The organism is Anabaena catenula FACHB-362 (genome assembly GCF_014698735.1).
In the GTDB taxonomy this organism is placed as follows: Bacteria; Cyanobacteriota; Cyanobacteriia; order Cyanobacteriales; family Nostocaceae; genus Anabaena; species Anabaena variabilis_A.
In genome coordinates, this window is sequence record NZ_JACJTQ010000007.1 from 117265 (window position 1) to 134383 (window position 17119).

16 protein-coding genes are annotated in these 17119 nt (G+C 41.5%); 5 read left to right on the forward strand and 11 right to left on the reverse strand.

Going from position 1 to position 17119, the window contains the following annotated elements; all coding sequences use genetic code 11:
* Positions 1-126: 126 nt before the first annotated feature.
* A complete protein-coding gene (locus H6G68_RS07520; protein ID WP_190906068.1) occupies positions 127-846 on the reverse strand; it encodes a tetratricopeptide repeat protein in 720 nt (239 codons plus the stop codon).
* A gap of 677 nt (positions 847-1523) precedes the next feature.
* Here H6G68_RS07520 and H6G68_RS07525 point away from each other — a divergent pair.
* Both H6G68_RS07525 and H6G68_RS07530 read left to right on the forward strand, forming a co-directional pair.
* Complete coding sequence (locus H6G68_RS07525) at positions 1524-1988, forward strand: hypothetical protein (RefSeq protein ID WP_190906069.1); 465 nt, start codon at positions 1524-1526, stop codon at positions 1986-1988.
* Positions 1989-2000: 12 nt separating this feature from the next.
* Positions 2001-2561 (forward strand): glutathione S-transferase family protein, encoded by a 561-nt coding sequence (locus tag H6G68_RS07530; protein ID WP_190906070.1) that lies wholly within the window; start codon positions 2001-2003, stop codon positions 2559-2561.
* Positions 2562-2688: 127 nt separating this feature from the next.
* On the opposite strand, the gene H6G68_RS07535 is transcribed toward H6G68_RS07530, so the two are convergent.
* The 5 genes from H6G68_RS07535 to ebsA form a co-directional block, all read right to left on the reverse strand.
* Positions 2689-3180: a YajQ family cyclic di-GMP-binding protein gene (locus tag H6G68_RS07535; protein ID WP_127056277.1), complete on the reverse strand. Its 492-nt coding sequence runs from the start codon at positions 3178-3180 to the stop codon at positions 2689-2691.
* Between the two features lie 88 nt (positions 3181-3268).
* Positions 3269-3685 (reverse strand): MAPEG family protein, encoded by a 417-nt coding sequence (locus tag H6G68_RS07540; RefSeq protein ID WP_190906071.1) that lies wholly within the window; start codon positions 3683-3685, stop codon positions 3269-3271.
* A gap of 136 nt (positions 3686-3821) precedes the next feature.
* The gene (locus H6G68_RS07545; protein ID WP_127056275.1) at positions 3822-4325 is read right to left on the reverse strand and encodes a DNA recombination-mediator protein A; all 504 of its coding nucleotides are present in this window, start codon (positions 4323-4325) and stop codon (positions 3822-3824) included.
* A 350-nt stretch (positions 4326-4675) separates the two neighbouring features.
* Positions 4676-5770 carry a DRTGG domain-containing protein gene (locus H6G68_RS07550; RefSeq protein WP_190906072.1) on the reverse strand — a complete coding sequence of 365 codons (1095 nt, stop codon included), beginning with the start codon at positions 5768-5770 and terminating at the stop codon, positions 4676-4678.
* 229 nt (positions 5771-5999) lie between these two features.
* A complete protein-coding gene (ebsA, locus tag H6G68_RS07555) occupies positions 6000-6377 on the reverse strand; it encodes a type IV pilus biogenesis protein EbsA (RefSeq protein ID WP_127056273.1) in 378 nt (125 codons plus the stop codon).
* A 280-nt stretch (positions 6378-6657) separates the two neighbouring features.
* Here ebsA and H6G68_RS07560 point away from each other — a divergent pair, with 280 nt between their 5' ends.
* Entirely contained in the window at positions 6658-8073 is a 1416-nt protein-coding gene (locus tag H6G68_RS07560) for a glycosyltransferase family 2 protein (RefSeq protein ID WP_190906073.1), read from the forward strand.
* A 186-nt stretch (positions 8074-8259) separates the two neighbouring features.
* Here H6G68_RS07560 and H6G68_RS07565 read toward each other — a convergent pair whose 3' ends face one another.
* Entirely contained in the window at positions 8260-8823 is a 564-nt protein-coding gene (locus tag H6G68_RS07565; RefSeq protein ID WP_190906074.1) for a DUF2231 domain-containing protein, read from the reverse strand.
* A gap of 335 nt (positions 8824-9158) precedes the next feature.
* Between H6G68_RS07565 and H6G68_RS07570 the strand changes: the two genes are divergently transcribed.
* Entirely contained in the window at positions 9159-10214 is a 1056-nt protein-coding gene (locus tag H6G68_RS07570; protein WP_190906075.1) for a hemerythrin domain-containing protein, read from the forward strand.
* 529 nt (positions 10215-10743) lie between these two features.
* Here the strand turns inward: H6G68_RS07570 and H6G68_RS07575 are convergent.
* Positions 10744-11058 carry a chromosome segregation ATPase gene (locus tag H6G68_RS07575; RefSeq protein WP_127056269.1) on the reverse strand — a complete coding sequence of 105 codons (315 nt, stop codon included), beginning with the start codon at positions 11056-11058 and terminating at the stop codon, positions 10744-10746.
* A 465-nt stretch (positions 11059-11523) separates the two neighbouring features.
* Positions 11524-12705, reverse strand: coding sequence for a M20 family metallopeptidase (locus H6G68_RS07580; protein ID WP_190906076.1), 1182 nt, complete (start codon positions 12703-12705; stop codon positions 11524-11526).
* A gap of 389 nt (positions 12706-13094) precedes the next feature.
* On the opposite strand from H6G68_RS07580, the gene fba reads away from it, so the two are divergent.
* Entirely contained in the window at positions 13095-14168 is a 1074-nt protein-coding gene (gene fba, locus H6G68_RS07585; protein ID WP_190906077.1) for a class II fructose-bisphosphate aldolase, read from the forward strand.
* Positions 14169-14323: 155 nt separating this feature from the next.
* Here the strand turns inward: fba and H6G68_RS07590 are convergent, their stop codons facing one another.
* Entirely contained in the window at positions 14324-15529 is a 1206-nt protein-coding gene (locus tag H6G68_RS07590; protein ID WP_190906078.1) for a hypothetical protein, read from the reverse strand.
* 625 nt (positions 15530-16154) lie between these two features.
* On the reverse strand, positions 16155-16967 hold the full coding sequence (locus H6G68_RS07595; RefSeq protein WP_190906079.1) for a carbon-nitrogen hydrolase family protein: 813 nt from the start codon (positions 16965-16967) through the stop codon (positions 16155-16157).
* Between the last annotated feature and the right edge of the window lie 152 nt (positions 16968-17119).

Genomic DNA, 17119 nt, shown 5'->3' on the forward strand with positions numbered 1-17119 from the left:
CTTTATTCTGAATGTTGAATTGTTATGATCTATTAGCAAATCAGCCCCACAGGTCTGCTATTGACCAATTCAAAGTTAAAAAATTATTTTTTAGGAATTTTAAACACTGTGTTACAGAGCTACTCATCAGTTGACGTAAGGATTCAGCAACTCGTTTAACCAGTTTTCCAGTTGTAACCGTAGGCGGTAAGCAGAAATATCCTGACTGGTATCGAGGGAGGTTAGATGTGTCAGGGAACGGTAATAATCAGCGATCGCACAATTCCAGTCACCCCAAAGATGATAAGTTCTACCGCGTTCAGCCCAAATATGACCTTGTAGCTGACCAAACAGCAGTACAGTCTCAAAATTATCAATTGCCTCCGCGTACTGCCCCAAATCACGCAAAGTAATGCCACGGTTAATCCAAGCGCGAACATGACGAGGATTCAAATCTAGGGCTTGATCGTAGTCAGCTAGTGCCGCTACTAACTCCCCACCAGCAGCATAGTAATTAGCTCGGTTATTATAAGCACTAGCTAACTTGGGATTCATTTGCATTGCTGTGTTGTAGTCGTGTAGGGCTTTTTGAGAATCACCACTTTGAAAATAAATCAGCCCTCGGTTGTTGTAATTAACTGCATTGTCAGGATGACTATCAATGAGTTGGCTTAACAAAGCGATCGCTTCAATATAATTTCCTTGTTGAGCTAACTTCAAAGCACAAGACCGTAAGTAAGTATCCTCTGTATCTAATTCTTTGTTACTTTTTGCTTCAGTAATTTGAGTATATAAAGTTTTTGTATTAACACGCTGGCAACGTTGATTTTGTTGACTACCAGAAGCTAGAAAGGAGTGATGATCCATATTTTCCTGCTTGAGCTATTTGCTCGGTGAAATAAAATTATAGTTTTTCGCCTATGAGTGGGTTTGCAACTGTGTCACTTTTTCAGTAGTCTTTTTTTTGTTGAAAGGACTGAATTGAACCTAGTCTGAAAAATTTCTGAGTGCTTTAGATAACTGGAAAGCAGTTTCCCAGAGGTTGTGCTGAGTAAAAAATGCCAGTTCCTAGTCTTTAGCCCTTAATTCCTTTTTCATCGGTTCTGGTGTACCCAGTTGATAATGGCTACTTAAAACTAGTTAGCCATAAACCCAATAATATATACTTCACCCCCAAGTCCAATTCCCGAAAGAATTACCATCAATCTCGAAGACTAGTCAAGTAGTCAGAGTAACAACTTGGTAGAATGCCAACAAGACAGAAATTGGGTGATTGGTGTTGGCGGTAGCCTGCCGTATGACTCCTACGTCGTCACGCAAGCTATAGGCATATGGTGACAGCGAATAGGGGGCAGAAGGCAGAAGGCAGAAGGCAGGGTGCAGGGTGCAGGGGGCAGGGAGAAAGAGGGTTTTAATCTACTTAATTGCTGATCAAACAAACTCTCCGCGTCACCGCGTCTCCTACTCCCCTCATCACCCCATCCCCGCGTCCCCAACTCCCCAACTCCCCAGTACCTAAATTTAAATTTTGAGTAAATTTGACGATGACAACAGCAATTTCTTATTCCAATGCGAACGATCTCACAACCGATGATTACATTGTGATCGGCTTGGCAACTTGCTTTTACAAAGATGATGGAGAAGTGCATCAAATTGAGGTTATGGAGCCTATTCCCTCAGCCGCATTAGAAGCGATATTAAAAGGGATTCCTACGTCCTACAAGCTTGCCTATGCAACAACTTTAGGATCTATATTGGACGGTGATACACTGGTTATGCCTCATGGAATGCCAGAGTCAGCACAGTTCGGAGATGAATTTGTGCTAAGGGCATTTTCCGCTGCTCGTACCTACAAGCGTCGTCAATCAGCCCAATTATTCATCCCCGTAGGCGCAACCAAAACCGATTTTAATTATTCTACGGAACGGAAACGAGTACTAAATGCTGCCAGAGTTGTCAGCAAAGAAGACAATGTTAAACAACATTCCCACACTCACAAAGTACTTTGATTTTAGGTAATTATGTTGAAACTTTACGGTGGCGCTTTTAGTCGTGCATCAATCATCAAGTGGTATTTAGAGGAACTAGAAATTCCTTATGAATTTGTGATGCTAGATATGAAAGCTGGTGAACATCTACAGCCTGAATACTTAGCAATTAATCCCGTAGGTAAAGTTCCTGCAATTGTTGATGGCGATTTTAAACTGTGGGAATCTGGGGCAATTTTGTTGTATCTTTCTGAAAAATATGGAAAAACTGCATTTTCACTAGAGGAACGCGCCATATTTTCCCAGTGGGTATTATTTGCCAATTCCACCTTGGCTACAGGTATTTTTATCGAAGCCAATCGAGAAAAGGAAATGCCCCGCTTATTGACTCCCCTGAATGAAATTTTTGGACAGCAACCTTTTGTGCTGGGTAATGAATTCACTGTTGCCGATGTAGCTGTGGGATCTATACTCGGTTATATTCCCATCATGCTGAAGCTAGACTTGAGCGCTTACCCAGCCGTTTTGAACTATATTAAACAAGTTTCTGAACGTCCGGCGTTTCAAAAAAGTATCGGTGCAGGACGCGGTTAGAGGCAGGGGGGCAGGGGGCAGGGTGCAGGGTGCAGGGGGCAGGGGCAGTAGATAATTATTTCTCCCCATCACCGCGTCTCCCCATCACCGCGTCCCCGCGTCCCCGCGTCACCCCAGTCAAGAGTTCCTAACGATAGTTTGTAAATTGCAAAGCCACAGGAAAGTCTTCTTGTTTCAGACGCTGGATCACAGTTTGCAAATCGTCTTTGGCTTTGGCAGTTACTCGCACCGCATCACCTTGAATTGACGCTTGTACCTTTTTGAATTCGTCACGAATCAATTTAGAGATTTGTTTGGCAATTTCTTGGCTGATGCCTTTTTTGAGGGTGATTTCTTGACGGACGCGGTTCCCACTGGCAGATTCAACTTTGCCAAAATCAAATATTTTTTGAGAGAGGTTGCGTTTGGCAGCTTTTTCGCGCAGTATGCCGTGTACAGCCTCTAAAGTCATATCACTGTCGGTACTAATGGTAATTTTGTCTTCACCTAGCTCAACAGTAGTTTGAGTATCTTTGAGATCGTAACGGCTTTTGATGTCGCGCACCACTTGATCAATAGCATTGACTAATTCTTGGCGGTCAAAGTCGCTCACAATGTCAAAAGAAAAAGTAGAAGCCATAAATGTTAAATGTGAGATGTTGAATTTGGTAATGGGTAATGAGTAATGGGTAATGGTTTTTTCGTATCCCCAATTACCTATTCCCGAATCACCTCTGTTGCATGATACTCAAGTAGAAGAGGGTCGCAGAGCTAAAAGAGGCAACACCATACATGAGCGATCGCAAAAGGGGTATATTCACAATATAAAAAGTAGAGTATAGCAACCGAGCGGGGATAAATGCGATCGCTGCCGTTGCTGCCATAGAAGAATTCACCCCTGTGACATAGGCCATTAGTGCTGCGGCGGCAAAAATCATAAACGCCTCAAAGGAGTTTTGGTGCGCCCAGGTGGCTCTTTGGGCATAAGGTGGCAATTTATCAAACATGGCGCGAGGAGCAGAAAGATCATACCCAATTCTCGCCCTTGCATAAGCTACCAACAAATACGGCACATAGATGAGAACAGCGGCAGCCGCAATAGAGTACAAAAAAATAGCAGGGGTGGGCAGTTGCAATAGAGACATCAACTGAATAAATAGTGTTAGTAGTTTCTGTTTGGTAAGCGTGAAGGAATACTGGGTAATTTAGAAAAATCATTACCCAGTAACCTTTGGTAATTTCCCATCTCTATCATTAGCTATGTGGAGACTACGTTGCACTTTAGTCAAAGTAGAACAGTGTCACCACTTTTCTTTGTTCTTCTGCCTCTCCACAAGTTTGCAGTAGGGTACGACTGTCGTGAAAAGCAAAACAAATCAGTTGCTGACAACGGGAGACAATTTCTTTATTGCATAGGTAACTTGCCTCAGCCAAAGACAGATTGTCATTACTGGGATTTTCTACCAAATGCATTACCTGCTCTAGTTGTTGGCGAGATTCATGGGGCTGGCGTTCCAAACTTTGGGGTAGAATTACCGTCAATAAGTTTGGGTCAGCCCTTGTTGCTCCGCGAATGGCAGCTGAATTACTGCCTGTAGCACCAGAGGTGATGATGCGATTGCCCGATAAAACTAGGGCATATGTCATCATTTCAATGAGATTTTGATGAGTAATTGGCACATGACGAGAACCCAACAAGGCAATTCGCTTAGAACCCGTTTGCTGGATTGTCGCCAGTTCTTGCGCTAACGTATCAAGGTTGATGAGGTTTGTTGACTGGCTCAAAGATAGACATAATCAGATTAAACGACCCAGATATTCTACCAAAGAGCGTGTAGGTGCGAAGCCAACTAGAGTTACAGATTGCTACGTTTTCCAGATTATTTTGCTAGTAACTAACTCTTTTTCGATAGCTGCGTGTCAAATCAGGTAAAAATACGCAGTCGCCTAAGAGATCATACCAATTTGAAACCTGATGGCGAGAGAGGGAATACCCAAAACCTTATTTAGTAAGCCTTTGACGATCCCAAATCGCAAATCCAAAATCCCAAATGGTATGAGTTGATTGCTCATGATGAGATGAAAGGTAGGACTTACGCTGTAGATTCACTAGTAATTTTAGTAACTTAATCAGACTATGACAAAGCCGCTGCTGGGTTTAATCCTAGTTGAGACAACAAACGATCAATGTCAAAATGTTCGGACATTAATTGACGAATGCACTCTACTTTCAGAGGTTCATGGACACGAACTTGACCAAACGTGCGGTCAACAATTTCCACTGTGGTGAGAGTGTCGAGGTCAACAGACAAAATCGGGATTTCTAATTCTTCAGCGCGATTGAGAATAAAGGCGGGAGGTGGTAATTTTCCGGTGAGGATGAGGCATTGAGTAGAAGTTTCTAAAGCAGCTTGCTGGATTTCCACGCGATCGCCTCCGGTGACTACGGCCTTATTCCGGCGTTTGCGGAAATATTTGACTGCCGAATTGACATTCATCGCCCCAATTGCCAGAGTTTCCACCAATAAATCTAAGCGATCGCCACGACAGAGAACTTCAGCATTTAACTGTTTTACCAGTTCGCCGACGCTGACGCTGCGAAGCAAGTCGCTTTTCGGCAACATTGCTAGTACAGGAATCCCCTGCTGTTCCAAAAATGGGCGTAAAACATTATTCCCCACTTCTAATTGTTCGGCAGGAACTTCATTGATGACAACACCAATCAAGCGGTCGCCTATCAGCTGCTTGGCAGACAACAGAGTTTCAACCGAAAGCAGAGATTTATAACGATGTACCAACAGCACATCAGCATCCAAGACTGCTGCTACTTGCAGCAAAGATAAGCCAAACAAATAGCCTTCTGACAAATCACCAGCACCCTCTAACAGCACCAAATCACCACGGGGTATTTGTAAATATTGCTGCACTAGGGACTGCTGATAATTAGTTGTGTCTTCGCCACGTAAGCGTTTTTGGACACTGACTTCATTCAAAGCTAATAAAGTCTGAGCAACACGGTTTTCCGGCAGTTGGAGGCTTTGAGTAATAAACTGAACATCCTCTTCGAGTATAGTTTCACCAAAAGCATTCAAACAAGTACCTAGGGGTTTGCCGTAGGCTATATCTAGTCCTTTTTGCTTTAACTGATGAGACAAACCTAGAACTGTTGCGGATTTACCACTGTAAGTCTCTACTGATCCAATCAGCAAATATTTAGCAGATGTTGGCACGCCATGCACTCCTAATTTTAAACGTCTGTTGAACCCAGCTAGGTGTTTTCTAATTTTAGTTGCTTCTGATGGCAGGCCGGCGTTATGACTAAATTAGTTTGAGATATTTGTTGAGATTTTAGGGCAGGGAGGGGGGAGTCTGGGAGCAATGCCAAAAATTTTGCTTTTCTTCTGCTTTTTCTCCTGAGATCCATTCACCCTGCCTCCCCTACCTCTTGTCTCCTACCATTTATTCTTCTACACGCAGCAGCTTGCGGTAAAAAGTTTGGGAAAAATCACTAATGCGGTGGCGCTTATAGTTTTCCATCAGTTCAATTAAAAAATTAATAAACTCAAAACTTGCCATCATGACTTCATAACTTAATTCAGCATTGCCATCAAACTGGATTCGGCAACGGGTTAAGTCTGAGGGCAGGGTAGCAACATTCCAGGTAGCTACAAAGGGAACATTATCACTCCCTTCTATTTTGCGGTGTCCCTCCAAAACACCTTTTTGATAAAGACTGATGGCATAGGGCAAGAAAGTGCGCTTGCTACCCTGAATATAAGGTAAATAAACACTAGCTTGTTGCTGAGTCACAGGCTGGAGTTGGTCAATAGACGACATTTTTAAATATTCCTCAAATTAGCTGATAACTGGAGATGTATTCCTTTTCATCATTAGTATTCCCACAAAAATGAGTATTCACACACACTAAGGGTAAATACAAGTAGGTAGGCGTGAATATTTGTCGTTGGGATCAGGCAGGAGGAAAGAGAGTGCCACAAAGAGACGGGGGGACACGAAGCGGAATGTGTTCCAAACTCCGCGTCATCTTTTCAAAATTTGGGAAATACATCCCTTGATGTATATTAAGGACAAATACTGGTTTTTGAATCAAGTAACTATGCCAGCGAATTCCTGGCCCGAAGAGGACTCTTACAACTTAAGCTCTGATCCCCTTAATCCTCTGTTGTCTGACCTATCGGCAGAAGAGGAGTCAGTGGTACAGACAGATGCTGTGTATTTACCATCATCTCAGTTTCCAGGACGTAGACCCAAAGCCGCTCTAGTGTTGACTATCGTCTGGAGTGGCACGATCGCTCTGCATTTAGTTTCCTGGGGTTCCATATTTATACTAGGACTGACAACGGTCTTAGGTATTCATGCCTTGGGTATTATCTTTGCTAGACCCCGTCACCACGCTAAAGAAATACAAGGAGATTTACCTTCTGTATCTGTGTTGGTAGCAGCAAAAAATGAGGAAGCTGTTATTGCTAGATTAGTAAAAAATCTATGTAGTCTAGAATACTCCAATGGAGAATATGAAGTCTGGATTATTGATGATAATAGTACTGACAGCACACCGCAGTTACTAGCAGAACTAACGCAGGAATACAAACAACTTAAGGTTCTCAGGCGTTCTCCCCAAGCCGGTGGCGGTAAGTCGGGAGCCTTGAATCAGGTGCTACCGATGACAAGAGGAGACATTATTGCCGTATTTGATGCAGATGCTCAAGTTAATCCAGATTTACTGCTACAAGTAGTGCCTTTATTTCAAAAAGAACAGGTGGGGGCGGTGCAGGTGCGAAAAGCGATCGCCAACGCTAAAGAAAATTTTTGGACTAAAGGACAAATGGCTGAAATGGCAGTTGATATCTGGTTCCAACAACAACGGACTGCCATTGGTGGACTAGGTGAACTGCGGGGTAATGGTCAATTTGTCCGTCGTCAAGCTTTGGCAAGCTGCGGTGGCTGGAATGAAGAAACCATCACCGATGATTTGGATTTGACCATTCGCCTGAATCTAGATAACTGGGATATTGAATGCTTGTTCTATCCCCCAGTCCAAGAAGAGGGTGTGACAACTGCGATCGCTCTTTGGCATCAGCGCAACCGTTGGGCAGAAGGCGGCTATCAGCGCTATTTAGATTACTGGAATCTGATCCTCAAAAACCGCATGGGTACGCGGAAAACCTGGGATTTGCTGATTTTTCTGCTGATCATGTATATCTTGCCGACAGCAGCAGTACCAGATTTATTAATGGCGATCGTTCGTCATCGTCCACCCATGTTCAGTTCTGTTACTGGCTTGTCTGTAACAATGTCAGTCATAGGAATGTTTGCCGGCTTAAAGCGGATACGTCAAGATCAGGAATTGAATATCTCTACTTATTTTCTGTTTCTACTGCAAACCCTGCGCGGCAGTATTTATATGCTGCACTGGTTAGTAGTAATGAGTAGTACTACTGCTCGGATGTCAGTCCGTCCAAAACGCCTAAAATGGGTAAAAACTGTGCATACAGGCGTTGGAAAAGAATGATTTGACAATCCAATACACTCCTAATCCCCCTTTTAAAGGGGGATATTTTTTTCTCGTTATATCAAACCCGGATCATCACTTCTTATTAAAAACTCTCCGTGTCCCCCCATCCCCGCATCCCCGCTTCGTCCCCAAGGATAAGTCTTAAACCGGACTTGATATTACCGACTTATAACTGAACCTGGGTTATGGATATCTTTTACTACCCGCACCCACAACGCCAATTTTATGGCGATAGGAGAGTTCTGCACCAAACCAGCCAGTAATGCTAGTTAATGTCCCCACAATCAGGGAGAGGATAAGTCCTCCTGGTAATATACTCCCCTCTACATCGCCCCAGCGGAGGATAAAGTTGATGGTTGTGAACACGAGGATAGAAATGTTAAGAATCAAGTGCGCCCAACCTGCGGTGCGTTTGCGAACTCGTTCAATTTGCAAAAAATCGCTCATCCCAATCACTGAAGCGATTATCCCAGTCACTAATCCCAGTCCAATTAACCATAGCGAAGCCCTAGCCCAGAAAAAATCACGAGTTAACCAATAGCCAAAGTCACTGCCTAGGGCGGTGGCTAAGAAGGCAATGGGAAAGATTATACTTAGGGGGTGTAAGGGATGTCCTGCGATAGCTTCGCTCGCCGCAGGCATCGCTACAGTGCTGGGTACGCCGCTATCTCGATATTCACTATCATCGCTTTCAATAATTGGTGGAACATTAGGGAACGGTGTGGAAGTTGTTTCTGTAGTTTCCATTATTTAGCATCCTCATTATTCAGCAGTAGAAATTTTCTCGACATCGGCTTCAGCCGAAAATCTAAAATCTAAAATCCAAAATGGGATTAATTTCCTGTTTGACTATCTTTGAGTCAATCTAGAAGATTCAGCTAAAAAATTTATCTATCTAGTGATTGAGGCGAGATGATCAATTTATATATCTGGCCAAAGAATGATAATAAAATTAAGCATCATTTTTTATTTTCCACCCCAGGTTTACAAAGCTATCACTCAATAGAAAGATGAAAGCTTCCTAATATCTATGTCAACCTATTAATGGTAATCAATACTGTTTTTTTTGAGGAGAACCCAAAATGGTAGCTACTTTAGATGATACCAAGCGTAATGCTATTGCGGTAAAATTGGCAGATATGAAGTTACTTCAACAGTTGCTCATTCAAAATGAGGAACTATTTTTGAGAGAATCGGCTGATCGTGAAATAGCGGATAATATCCGCAAAATGCTGGATGACGACCGCAAAAATCAAGGAATTCTAGAAACTGTAGTTATTCAGTACGGCATCCAAAAAGAAGCGGATACAACAGCACAAGAAATGGTGAATAAGGTTCGCCAGTTAATGCAAGGTAATCGATTGAGCTTTTTTGAAAAAGTATTTCAGCATGAATTGCTGAAGCATCAACAAGTAATGAACGGCTTGACAATTCACAAAGCGGCACAAAGAGTTGGTGCTGATGTGATGGCAGCAATTGGTTCTTTAAATACTATTAACTTTGAGAACCGCGCTCACCAAGAACAACTTAAAGGAATTCTCGAAATTTTGGGTGTGCGGGAACTGACTGGACAAGATGCAGATCAAGGAATTTGGGCGCGTGTACAGGATGCAATCGCTGCAATTAGCGGTGCTGTAGGTAGTGCTGTTACCCAAAATTCTGACAAGCAGGATATGAACATCCAAGATGTTCTGCGTATGGATCACAATAAAGTAAATATCCTGTTTACACAATTGTTACAAAGCAACGATGCACAAAAAATTCAAGAATACTTTGGGCAACTTTATAAGGATATCAGCGTTCATGCTGCTGCCGAAGAGGAAGTTGTCTATCCCAGAGTCAGGCCTTTTTATGGTGATGCTGATACCCAAGAATTATATGATGAACAAGCAAGCTGGCGGATTATCTTGGATCAACTCAAAGCTATTAGCCCCACCACACCTGAATTCAAGGACAGAATCAGAGGTTTGATGGACGATGTTATGGATCATGTGCGCCAAGAAGAAAGCACAATGTTCGCAGCAATTCGCAATAATTTAAGTTCTCAACAGAGTGAGGAATTAGCTACACAATTCAAAGCTGCTAAAAGCCGAATTCAACAAGAAATAGGCGGGAATAAAGCTGGTGCAAGGGTTTAATATAGTGCTGCTGAGTAAGATAATCACGTTTTAAAAAAAAATAAACATTAGATTGCATTACATCAAAGTAATGCAATTTTTTTATTTATATGGAGCAATTTTTACAGCAAATTTCAGGTTGCAGGAGGTACAAAATTTAAGAACAAAGCCTTATGCTAAGAGACTTTCAAAGAGAGTTAAGAGTTCTCTATTCCCTGTTTCCTTGTGTATATAAAACACAAAAATAAAATTCCAATTATTGTAGAGATTTTTCATAAATAATCTCTACAATGTGTTCTTCTGTTGATTGTTATACCTTTCTTAAGATGAAGCTGCATAGAATTAAGAGAGCAAGGACAACTACCGCATATATAGACACCCGTAGGGTGGCTTCTCAAAGAGTACGCAGATCAACACAGATAAATCAATGGATTTCATGATTCTGTGCAGCCTCACATAAAATTGGTATGACCGAATTATCGAGTCTGACGCAAATTATAATCTTGCCTTGATTGTGACACTTGCGTAAGTCTTATTCGCATCAGATAATTTATCCAATTCCTAACATCCGACTAACTTGTGCTGACTGTAATGGTTTGCGTTCTATATTTTGAAAACATTCAACTTTTTGTAGGTATGTAGCGGCAGTTTTAAAATTACTTAGATTCAGTAAAATCATATCTTCATATACTGATTCTTGGGGAATTTTAATATCTAAAACTAATTCTTCTAGTTTATTTTGGTCAATCATAAATTTCAGATATTTTAAAAAGACTTCCCGCTTTTTAGAACGCACAGTTAACAAGTACCAATTATTACTAATAGGTTGTGGTGATGATGATTCTACAGATTCTATTGGTGGCATGGTATAGCTGAAGTTTATGGTGAAATGAAAAGGTTGAAGTTGTTTTTGAGCTTTCCTTGATAAATAGTAGCTAAGAATGAATCTTTTTACTGACTATTAATCAAAACAGTATAGCAATAATTTTCTCTGGCTTTACCTCAGAGGGCGTTAGAGTAAAGCAATAATACAACCTCTCAAACATCACATATTTCTAAATAATTTGTCAATGTATAAAATTAATTAATTTTTATTTAAAAAATTGATTAAATAATGTTACATATGAATAAATATTAATTACTTACTTAAAAAAATTCATATCAGGTGACAATTCATTGTATGGGATAGTTTATTTTTAGTTAAACTTGCTCAAGACAGTGATTGTCCAGATTTTTAGCCACGATTGTAATACGCTTGGTATTACAATCGTGGCTGATTACTACTCAATATTTGTGAAATTCCGGTTGCATCTCTGACAGGAAAAGGCATTTATTTTAGTTGCCAATACTTGTAAGCAGCATATGCTAAAGTCACAACACCGGTAATAATCGCAGACTCATCTACTTCAAATTGAGGATGATGTAAGGGGTGATTAATGATTCTATCTTTGTAGCCGACACCCAAACGAAACATCGAACCGGGGGCGTGTTCCAAATAAACAGAAAAGTCTTCAGCACCAAGAGAGGGTTCAGGTAAGACTTGGACGAATTCGCTACTCCAAGCTTCTTCTGCTGATGATTGTAATAATTGTGTCAGGGCATAATCATTTTGTACACTTGGTACACCCTGACGATAATTAACTTGGTATTTTGCACCGTAAGAATTGCAAAGATTAGAGACAATGCTTTCAATCCAGTTTGGTAATTGGGCGCGGGTTTCTGGGTGGAGCGATCGCACAGTCCCCAACAATTGTACTTTATCAGCAATTATATTCGGCGCTCTGCCACCATTAATCTGTCCAATACTCAACACTACAGGACGTAAAGGATTTTGAGTGCGGCTAATAGCTTGTTGCAGCGCCGTAATCACTTGGGAAGCAATCCAAATTGCATCAACTGCTTCATGGGGACGCGCACCATGTCCCGATTCACCAATAATTATAATCTCTAAATTATCTGCTGCTGCGGTCAAAGCCCCATAACGAATACCAATAGAACCAGCAGGAATAGAAGGGAAAACATGAACCCCTAAGATAGCTGAAACATTATCCATCACTCCGTCTTTTACCATCCAGTTTGCCCCTTGGGCAATTTCCTCTGCTGGCTGAAATAAAAACCTGACGTTACCCTCCAACTCTGTCGCTACTTGGGATAGTACCATTGCCGTACCTAACCCTACCGTAGTGTGTACATCGTGTCCACACGCGTGCATTACACCTTCTATACGAGAAGCATAGTCCAATCCGCTACGCTCTTGAATCGGTAAAGCATCCATATCAGTACGAATTGCCAACACCCGATCATTTTGCTTAGTGCCTTGTAGTTCACCAATGACACCTGTTTTCCCCACGCCCTCTTCTACGTGTAAGCCACTAGAAGACAACACACCAGCAACAAAAGCAGATGTTTGATATTCTTGTCCGCTGAGTTCTGGGTGTAAGTGGATATGGCGGCGAATTTCCACTAAGCGGGGTGCTAAAGTGGTGGCTAAGTCTTTAATTCGGGTCAGCATTGAATCTATTTTAGAGTAGAATCTTTGTTTTCATAATAAAGAAGTGTTATTGAGCAAAATGCTCTAGTCTGACAAGACAGCAAAAAAACCAAACTAAGTAGAAAAATATAAACCAGGGTAAAACCATCTTTCCCCCTGTACTCTGCCTCTTGTATGCCCAGCGACCAAACGTTCTGAGTTTAAGGTAGCGAATATCACAGCACTATATGGAAATGATAGATTATTTTGATATAGTAAGGTCGCAAAGTTTTTCAGCATAAGCATCCGCTACTAGTTATAATTTCCTATAAGTTGAAAAAAACCTTAAGATTAGCGTAACAATTACATTAAAATAAAAATTACGCTTCTATTAAACTGACTGGCTGATACCCAAATTAGGAGGATTATATATGGCGCTTGTACCAATGCGGTTGCTTTTGGATCACGCTGCTGAAAACGGTTACGGCATCCCCGCTTTTAACGTAAACAACTTAGAGCAGATTCAGGCAATTATGAAGGCGGCGGCTGACACAGATAGCCCCGTAATTTTACAAGCTTCTCGCGGCGCTCGTAATTATGCAGGTGAAAACTTCCTGCGCCACCTGATTTTGGCTGCGGTAGAAACCTATCCAGAGATTCCCATTGTCATGCACCAAGATCATGGTAATGCTCCTTCTACCTGCTATTCAGCTATTAAGAACAACTTCACCAGCGTGATGATGGATGGTTCTTTGGAAGCTGATGCTAAGACTCCAGCAAGTTTCGAGTATAACGTTAAAGTTACCAGCGAAGTTGTCAACGTAGCTCACTCTTTGGGTGTGAGTGTTGAAGGTGAACTCGGTTGTTTGGGTTCTCTAGAAACTGGTGCTGGTGAAGCTGAAGATGGTCACGGTTTTGAAGGTACACTAGACCATTCTCAACTGTTAACTGACCCCGATGAAGCTGTTAACTTCGTAGAAGCAACTCAAGTAGATGCTTTGGCTGTGGCTATTGGCACAAGTCATGGTGCTTACAAGTTTACCCGTAAGCCTACTGGTGAAATTTTAGCTATCAGCCGCATTGAAGAAATTCACCGTCGTCTACCTAACACCCACTTGGTAATGCACGGTTCTTCTTCTGTACCTGAAGATTTGATTGCACTGATTAACCAATATGGTGGTGCTATTCCTGAAACCTACGGTGTACCTGTAGAAGAAATCCAAAAAGGTATTAAGAGTGGTGTTCGTAAGGTAAATATCGACACAGATAACCGTTTGGCTATCACTGCGGCTGTGCGTGAAGCTTTGGCTGCTAATCCCAAGGAATTCGATCCTCGTCACTTCCTCAAGCCTTCTATTAAATATATGCAGAAGGTTTGTGCTGACCGTTATGTACAGTTTGGTACTGCTGGTAACGCAAGCAAGATTAAGCAAGTTTCTTTAGAAGATTTTGCTGCTAAGTATGCTAAGGGTGAACTTGTCATGAAGGCTGCTGCTAAAGTTTAATTCTTATCAGCAATAAATAGGGTAAGGCCTTGCTATACCCCTAGATAAATCAGCCGGGTGACGTTAAAGTTGCCCGGTTTTTTGTATTGCTAGAAGGTAAGAATAAAGGCGTTTACGGTTACACCATGATTGTATTTGATTATGCTTAAAATTGATTATTCTAAGTGCAACTCCCCAAAAATTTTCCGGTCATATTGGCTAGAAATCCGAATAATATAACCTGGTTTCAAGGATATGTCTGGCTTCCATTTATAAATTCCATCACTCGCAGTGTGAGGAGAGATCGTTTTAATCAATTTTGTACCATCGTACAATTGAATTGTCACATCTCCATCAAGATTATCCTGCCACAATAGGAGATACGGCTCATTTTTTTCTATATTTACCTTCGTGACAGGCTGACTAACAAAGATGTGTGGTGAAAGCTGTTTTTTGCTTTTTTTACGAAATCCTAGATAGTGCGGTAACTCAGAGAAAGTAGGATTTTCTAGCGAATTTGACAGTTGGGGAAGGACAATGTTTCCTGTTTGAGAATTAGATAAATATGTTGAAGTACCACCATCAACTGTAATGATATCTCCCTTAACTCCTAATTGACGTAGCAAACTGGCTGCTTCATCCAAAGTTGCTTTGTTTACTGTCATAATTAACATTAGTTCATCGCCCTTGATACTATCTTTGTTCAAAGTACCAATGACTTGATACTTGTTAGCTGGATTTTGGGCTAACACTTTTGCTGGATGATCACTGTACTGGTAGGAGACAATGGCATTCTGTACACGCTTTTGATTTAGAGGCGCACCATTAACAGGGTTGTAGTCAGTGATGTATGCTTGTTCATCGTCCCAAACTAAAGCTTTCAGACGAACTTTGCTATAAAACTTATCTTTTGGTTCTCTGATAGGGCCGTAAGGGCTGGTTCCACCACTAATTACTGTACCATTGAGTTTAATTGGGAATGATAACTGTGTACTAGATTGGTACTGCTCAAAAAAAGAGCAATTAATTAGAGAAAAAACATCATTATTATAAAGTTTTTTATATTCTTGGGATACTTGAGAGAACAACTTGTTCTGAAAAAACGGGCTGTAATATCCTCCTTCTCCTTTATAGTATTTTCCTTGACCTAGACCCATGTTATCAACTTCTCCAGTCAGTTGGTCTATGTGCATTTTTGACAAATCGATAACTTGCAAATAAGCTTTATTACCATTGGCTAAATTCTTCTCATACAACCCCGCACCGTTGATAACTTGAAGAGGCTGATAATCAGACAAAGGTTTAAAAGCCTGGGAAGTTGATAAATTGCTAATAAGCAGTATTGAGGAAAGTAAAATTAAAAATATAATTTTATTGAGCATTACAGTTCTGTTGACTAATTATTCAGCCAAGATAAAGTATGTTGAATTTAGATTAAGGAACGAATTGCACAAATTAATTCTTTAACTGCTTGTGGTTGTTTTTGGGGTCGAATATATTAGGCTAATAGTTGCCAATCTAAATCAGGAAACAACTGACTTCTATCACTTTGCTGATACAGCAGATTGCAGATCAATGAGGTACAGAATCTAAATTGAAACCTAGACACCAAGCCAGTTTTACTCCTGACTCCTGACTCCTGACTCCTGAATTCTGCTGTAAGTCTTTTCACGTATACAGCAGATTGCAGATCAATGAGGTACAGAATCTAAATTGAAACCTAGACACCAAGCCAGTTTTACTCCTGACTCCTGAACGGCAGTTGACGGCAGTTGCTACAAGTCGGGGAACCCGCCCAACGCACTGCCTCCTTTATGCCGACGGCAGTTCCTCTTTGGGGAAACCACCAAGACCGGACTGCCTTGGGAACCCGTCCACCGCACTGCCTCCTCCTGACTCCTGAATTCTGCTGTATTATACAGGTTTTGTGGGATAGGCATCTTGCCTGTCCTTAATTATTAGCGGGCTTTTCGGCCCGCATCATAAAGCCTCTGTCAGATCCAGTCTCTAAAACACCCGATGCTGTAAAGATGGCATTTGCCGACGCACTTGTTCAATTCTACTAGGTTTAATTTCTGCGATCGCTACTCCTGGTTTATCTCCGGCATCTGCTAAAATTACACCCCAAGGATCGATAATCATGGCGTGTCCGTGGGTTTGACGACGGGCGTAGTTAGTGCCAGTTTGGGCAGGTGCAATTACATAACAAGTATTTTCAATCGCTCTGGCTTGTAGTAATACTTGCCAATGGTCTTTACCTGTAAAAGCAGTGAAAGCCGCAGGAATAAAGACAACATCGGCTCCCTTGTCTGACAAATGTCGATATAGTTCCGGGAAGCGGACATCATAGCAAATAGAAAGTCCTAGATTACCCAATTCGTCGGAGAAATAGACTGGAGGCAAGGCTTTTCCAGCCATAACAGTACTAGATTCTTGGTAAGTGTTGCCGTCAGGGACATTGACATCAAATAGATGTGCTTTGTGGTAACGGGCGAGTTCTTCACCGTTAGGATTGATTAGTAAAGCCGTGTTGTAGACTTTGCTTGTGCCGTCTACAGGGACGGGAAAGCCGCCGCCAAGGATGGTAATTTGGTGGCGTTGTGCCATCGTTTTCAGAAATTTTGCTGATTCAAATGCGATCGCTTCCCCTTGTGTGAGTTTGTCTTTTTCTTCTCCCATGAAGGAGAAATTTTCTGGTAAACTTACTAATTCCGCACCCTGACGCACAGCCAGATCAATAAATTCTTCTGCCTGTGTCAAGTTTTTCTGTAGATCAGGCACACTGGTCATTTGAATAGCGGCGGCTAAATAAGACTTCATAGATTCAAAAACAAACAGTGAATTTGTACGGGATAGATTTTTAAATATATCTTTATTGGTAGAGGCTAGTACCGCAAGGGGGAATTAAAAATAAAAATAAAAACTTAAAAAAGCTTGTTTGATCAGCTTTTTACCTCTTTTAGATGGTAGCT

What these genes read in the sequence shown, in the direction of transcription:
- H6G68_RS07535 (WP_127056277.1), bottom strand. Translation starts at nt 3,180, where the DNA reads ATGGCTTCTACTTTTTCTTTTGACATTGTGAGCGACTTTGACCGCCAA.
- H6G68_RS07570 (WP_190906075.1), top strand. Translation starts at nt 9,159, where the DNA reads ATGGTAGCTACTTTAGATGATACCAAGCGTAATGCTATTGCGGTAAAA.
- H6G68_RS07560 (WP_190906073.1), top strand. Translation starts at nt 6,658, where the DNA reads ATGCCAGCGAATTCCTGGCCCGAAGAGGACTCTTACAACTTAAGCTCT.
- fba (WP_190906077.1), top strand. Translation starts at nt 13,095, where the DNA reads ATGGCGCTTGTACCAATGCGGTTGCTTTTGGATCACGCTGCTGAAAAC.
- H6G68_RS07525 (WP_190906069.1), top strand. Translation starts at nt 1,524, where the DNA reads ATGACAACAGCAATTTCTTATTCCAATGCGAACGATCTCACAACCGAT.
- H6G68_RS07595 (WP_190906079.1), bottom strand. Translation starts at nt 16,967, where the DNA reads ATGAAGTCTTATTTAGCCGCCGCTATTCAAATGACCAGTGTGCCTGAT.
- ebsA (WP_127056273.1), bottom strand. Translation starts at nt 6,377, where the DNA reads ATGTCGTCTATTGACCAACTCCAGCCTGTGACTCAGCAACAAGCTAGT.
- H6G68_RS07580 (WP_190906076.1), bottom strand. Translation starts at nt 12,705, where the DNA reads ATGCTGACCCGAATTAAAGACTTAGCCACCACTTTAGCACCCCGCTTA.
- H6G68_RS07520 (WP_190906068.1), bottom strand. Translation starts at nt 846, where the DNA reads ATGGATCATCACTCCTTTCTAGCTTCTGGTAGTCAACAAAATCAACGT.
- H6G68_RS07575 (WP_127056269.1), bottom strand. Translation starts at nt 11,058, where the DNA reads ATGCCACCAATAGAATCTGTAGAATCATCATCACCACAACCTATTAGT.
- H6G68_RS07590 (WP_190906078.1), bottom strand. Translation starts at nt 15,529, where the DNA reads ATGCTCAATAAAATTATATTTTTAATTTTACTTTCCTCAATACTGCTT.
- H6G68_RS07565 (WP_190906074.1), bottom strand. Translation starts at nt 8,823, where the DNA reads ATGGAAACTACAGAAACAACTTCCACACCGTTCCCTAATGTTCCACCA.
- H6G68_RS07530 (WP_190906070.1), top strand. Translation starts at nt 2,001, where the DNA reads ATGTTGAAACTTTACGGTGGCGCTTTTAGTCGTGCATCAATCATCAAG.
- H6G68_RS07540 (WP_190906071.1), bottom strand. Translation starts at nt 3,685, where the DNA reads ATGTCTCTATTGCAACTGCCCACCCCTGCTATTTTTTTGTACTCTATT.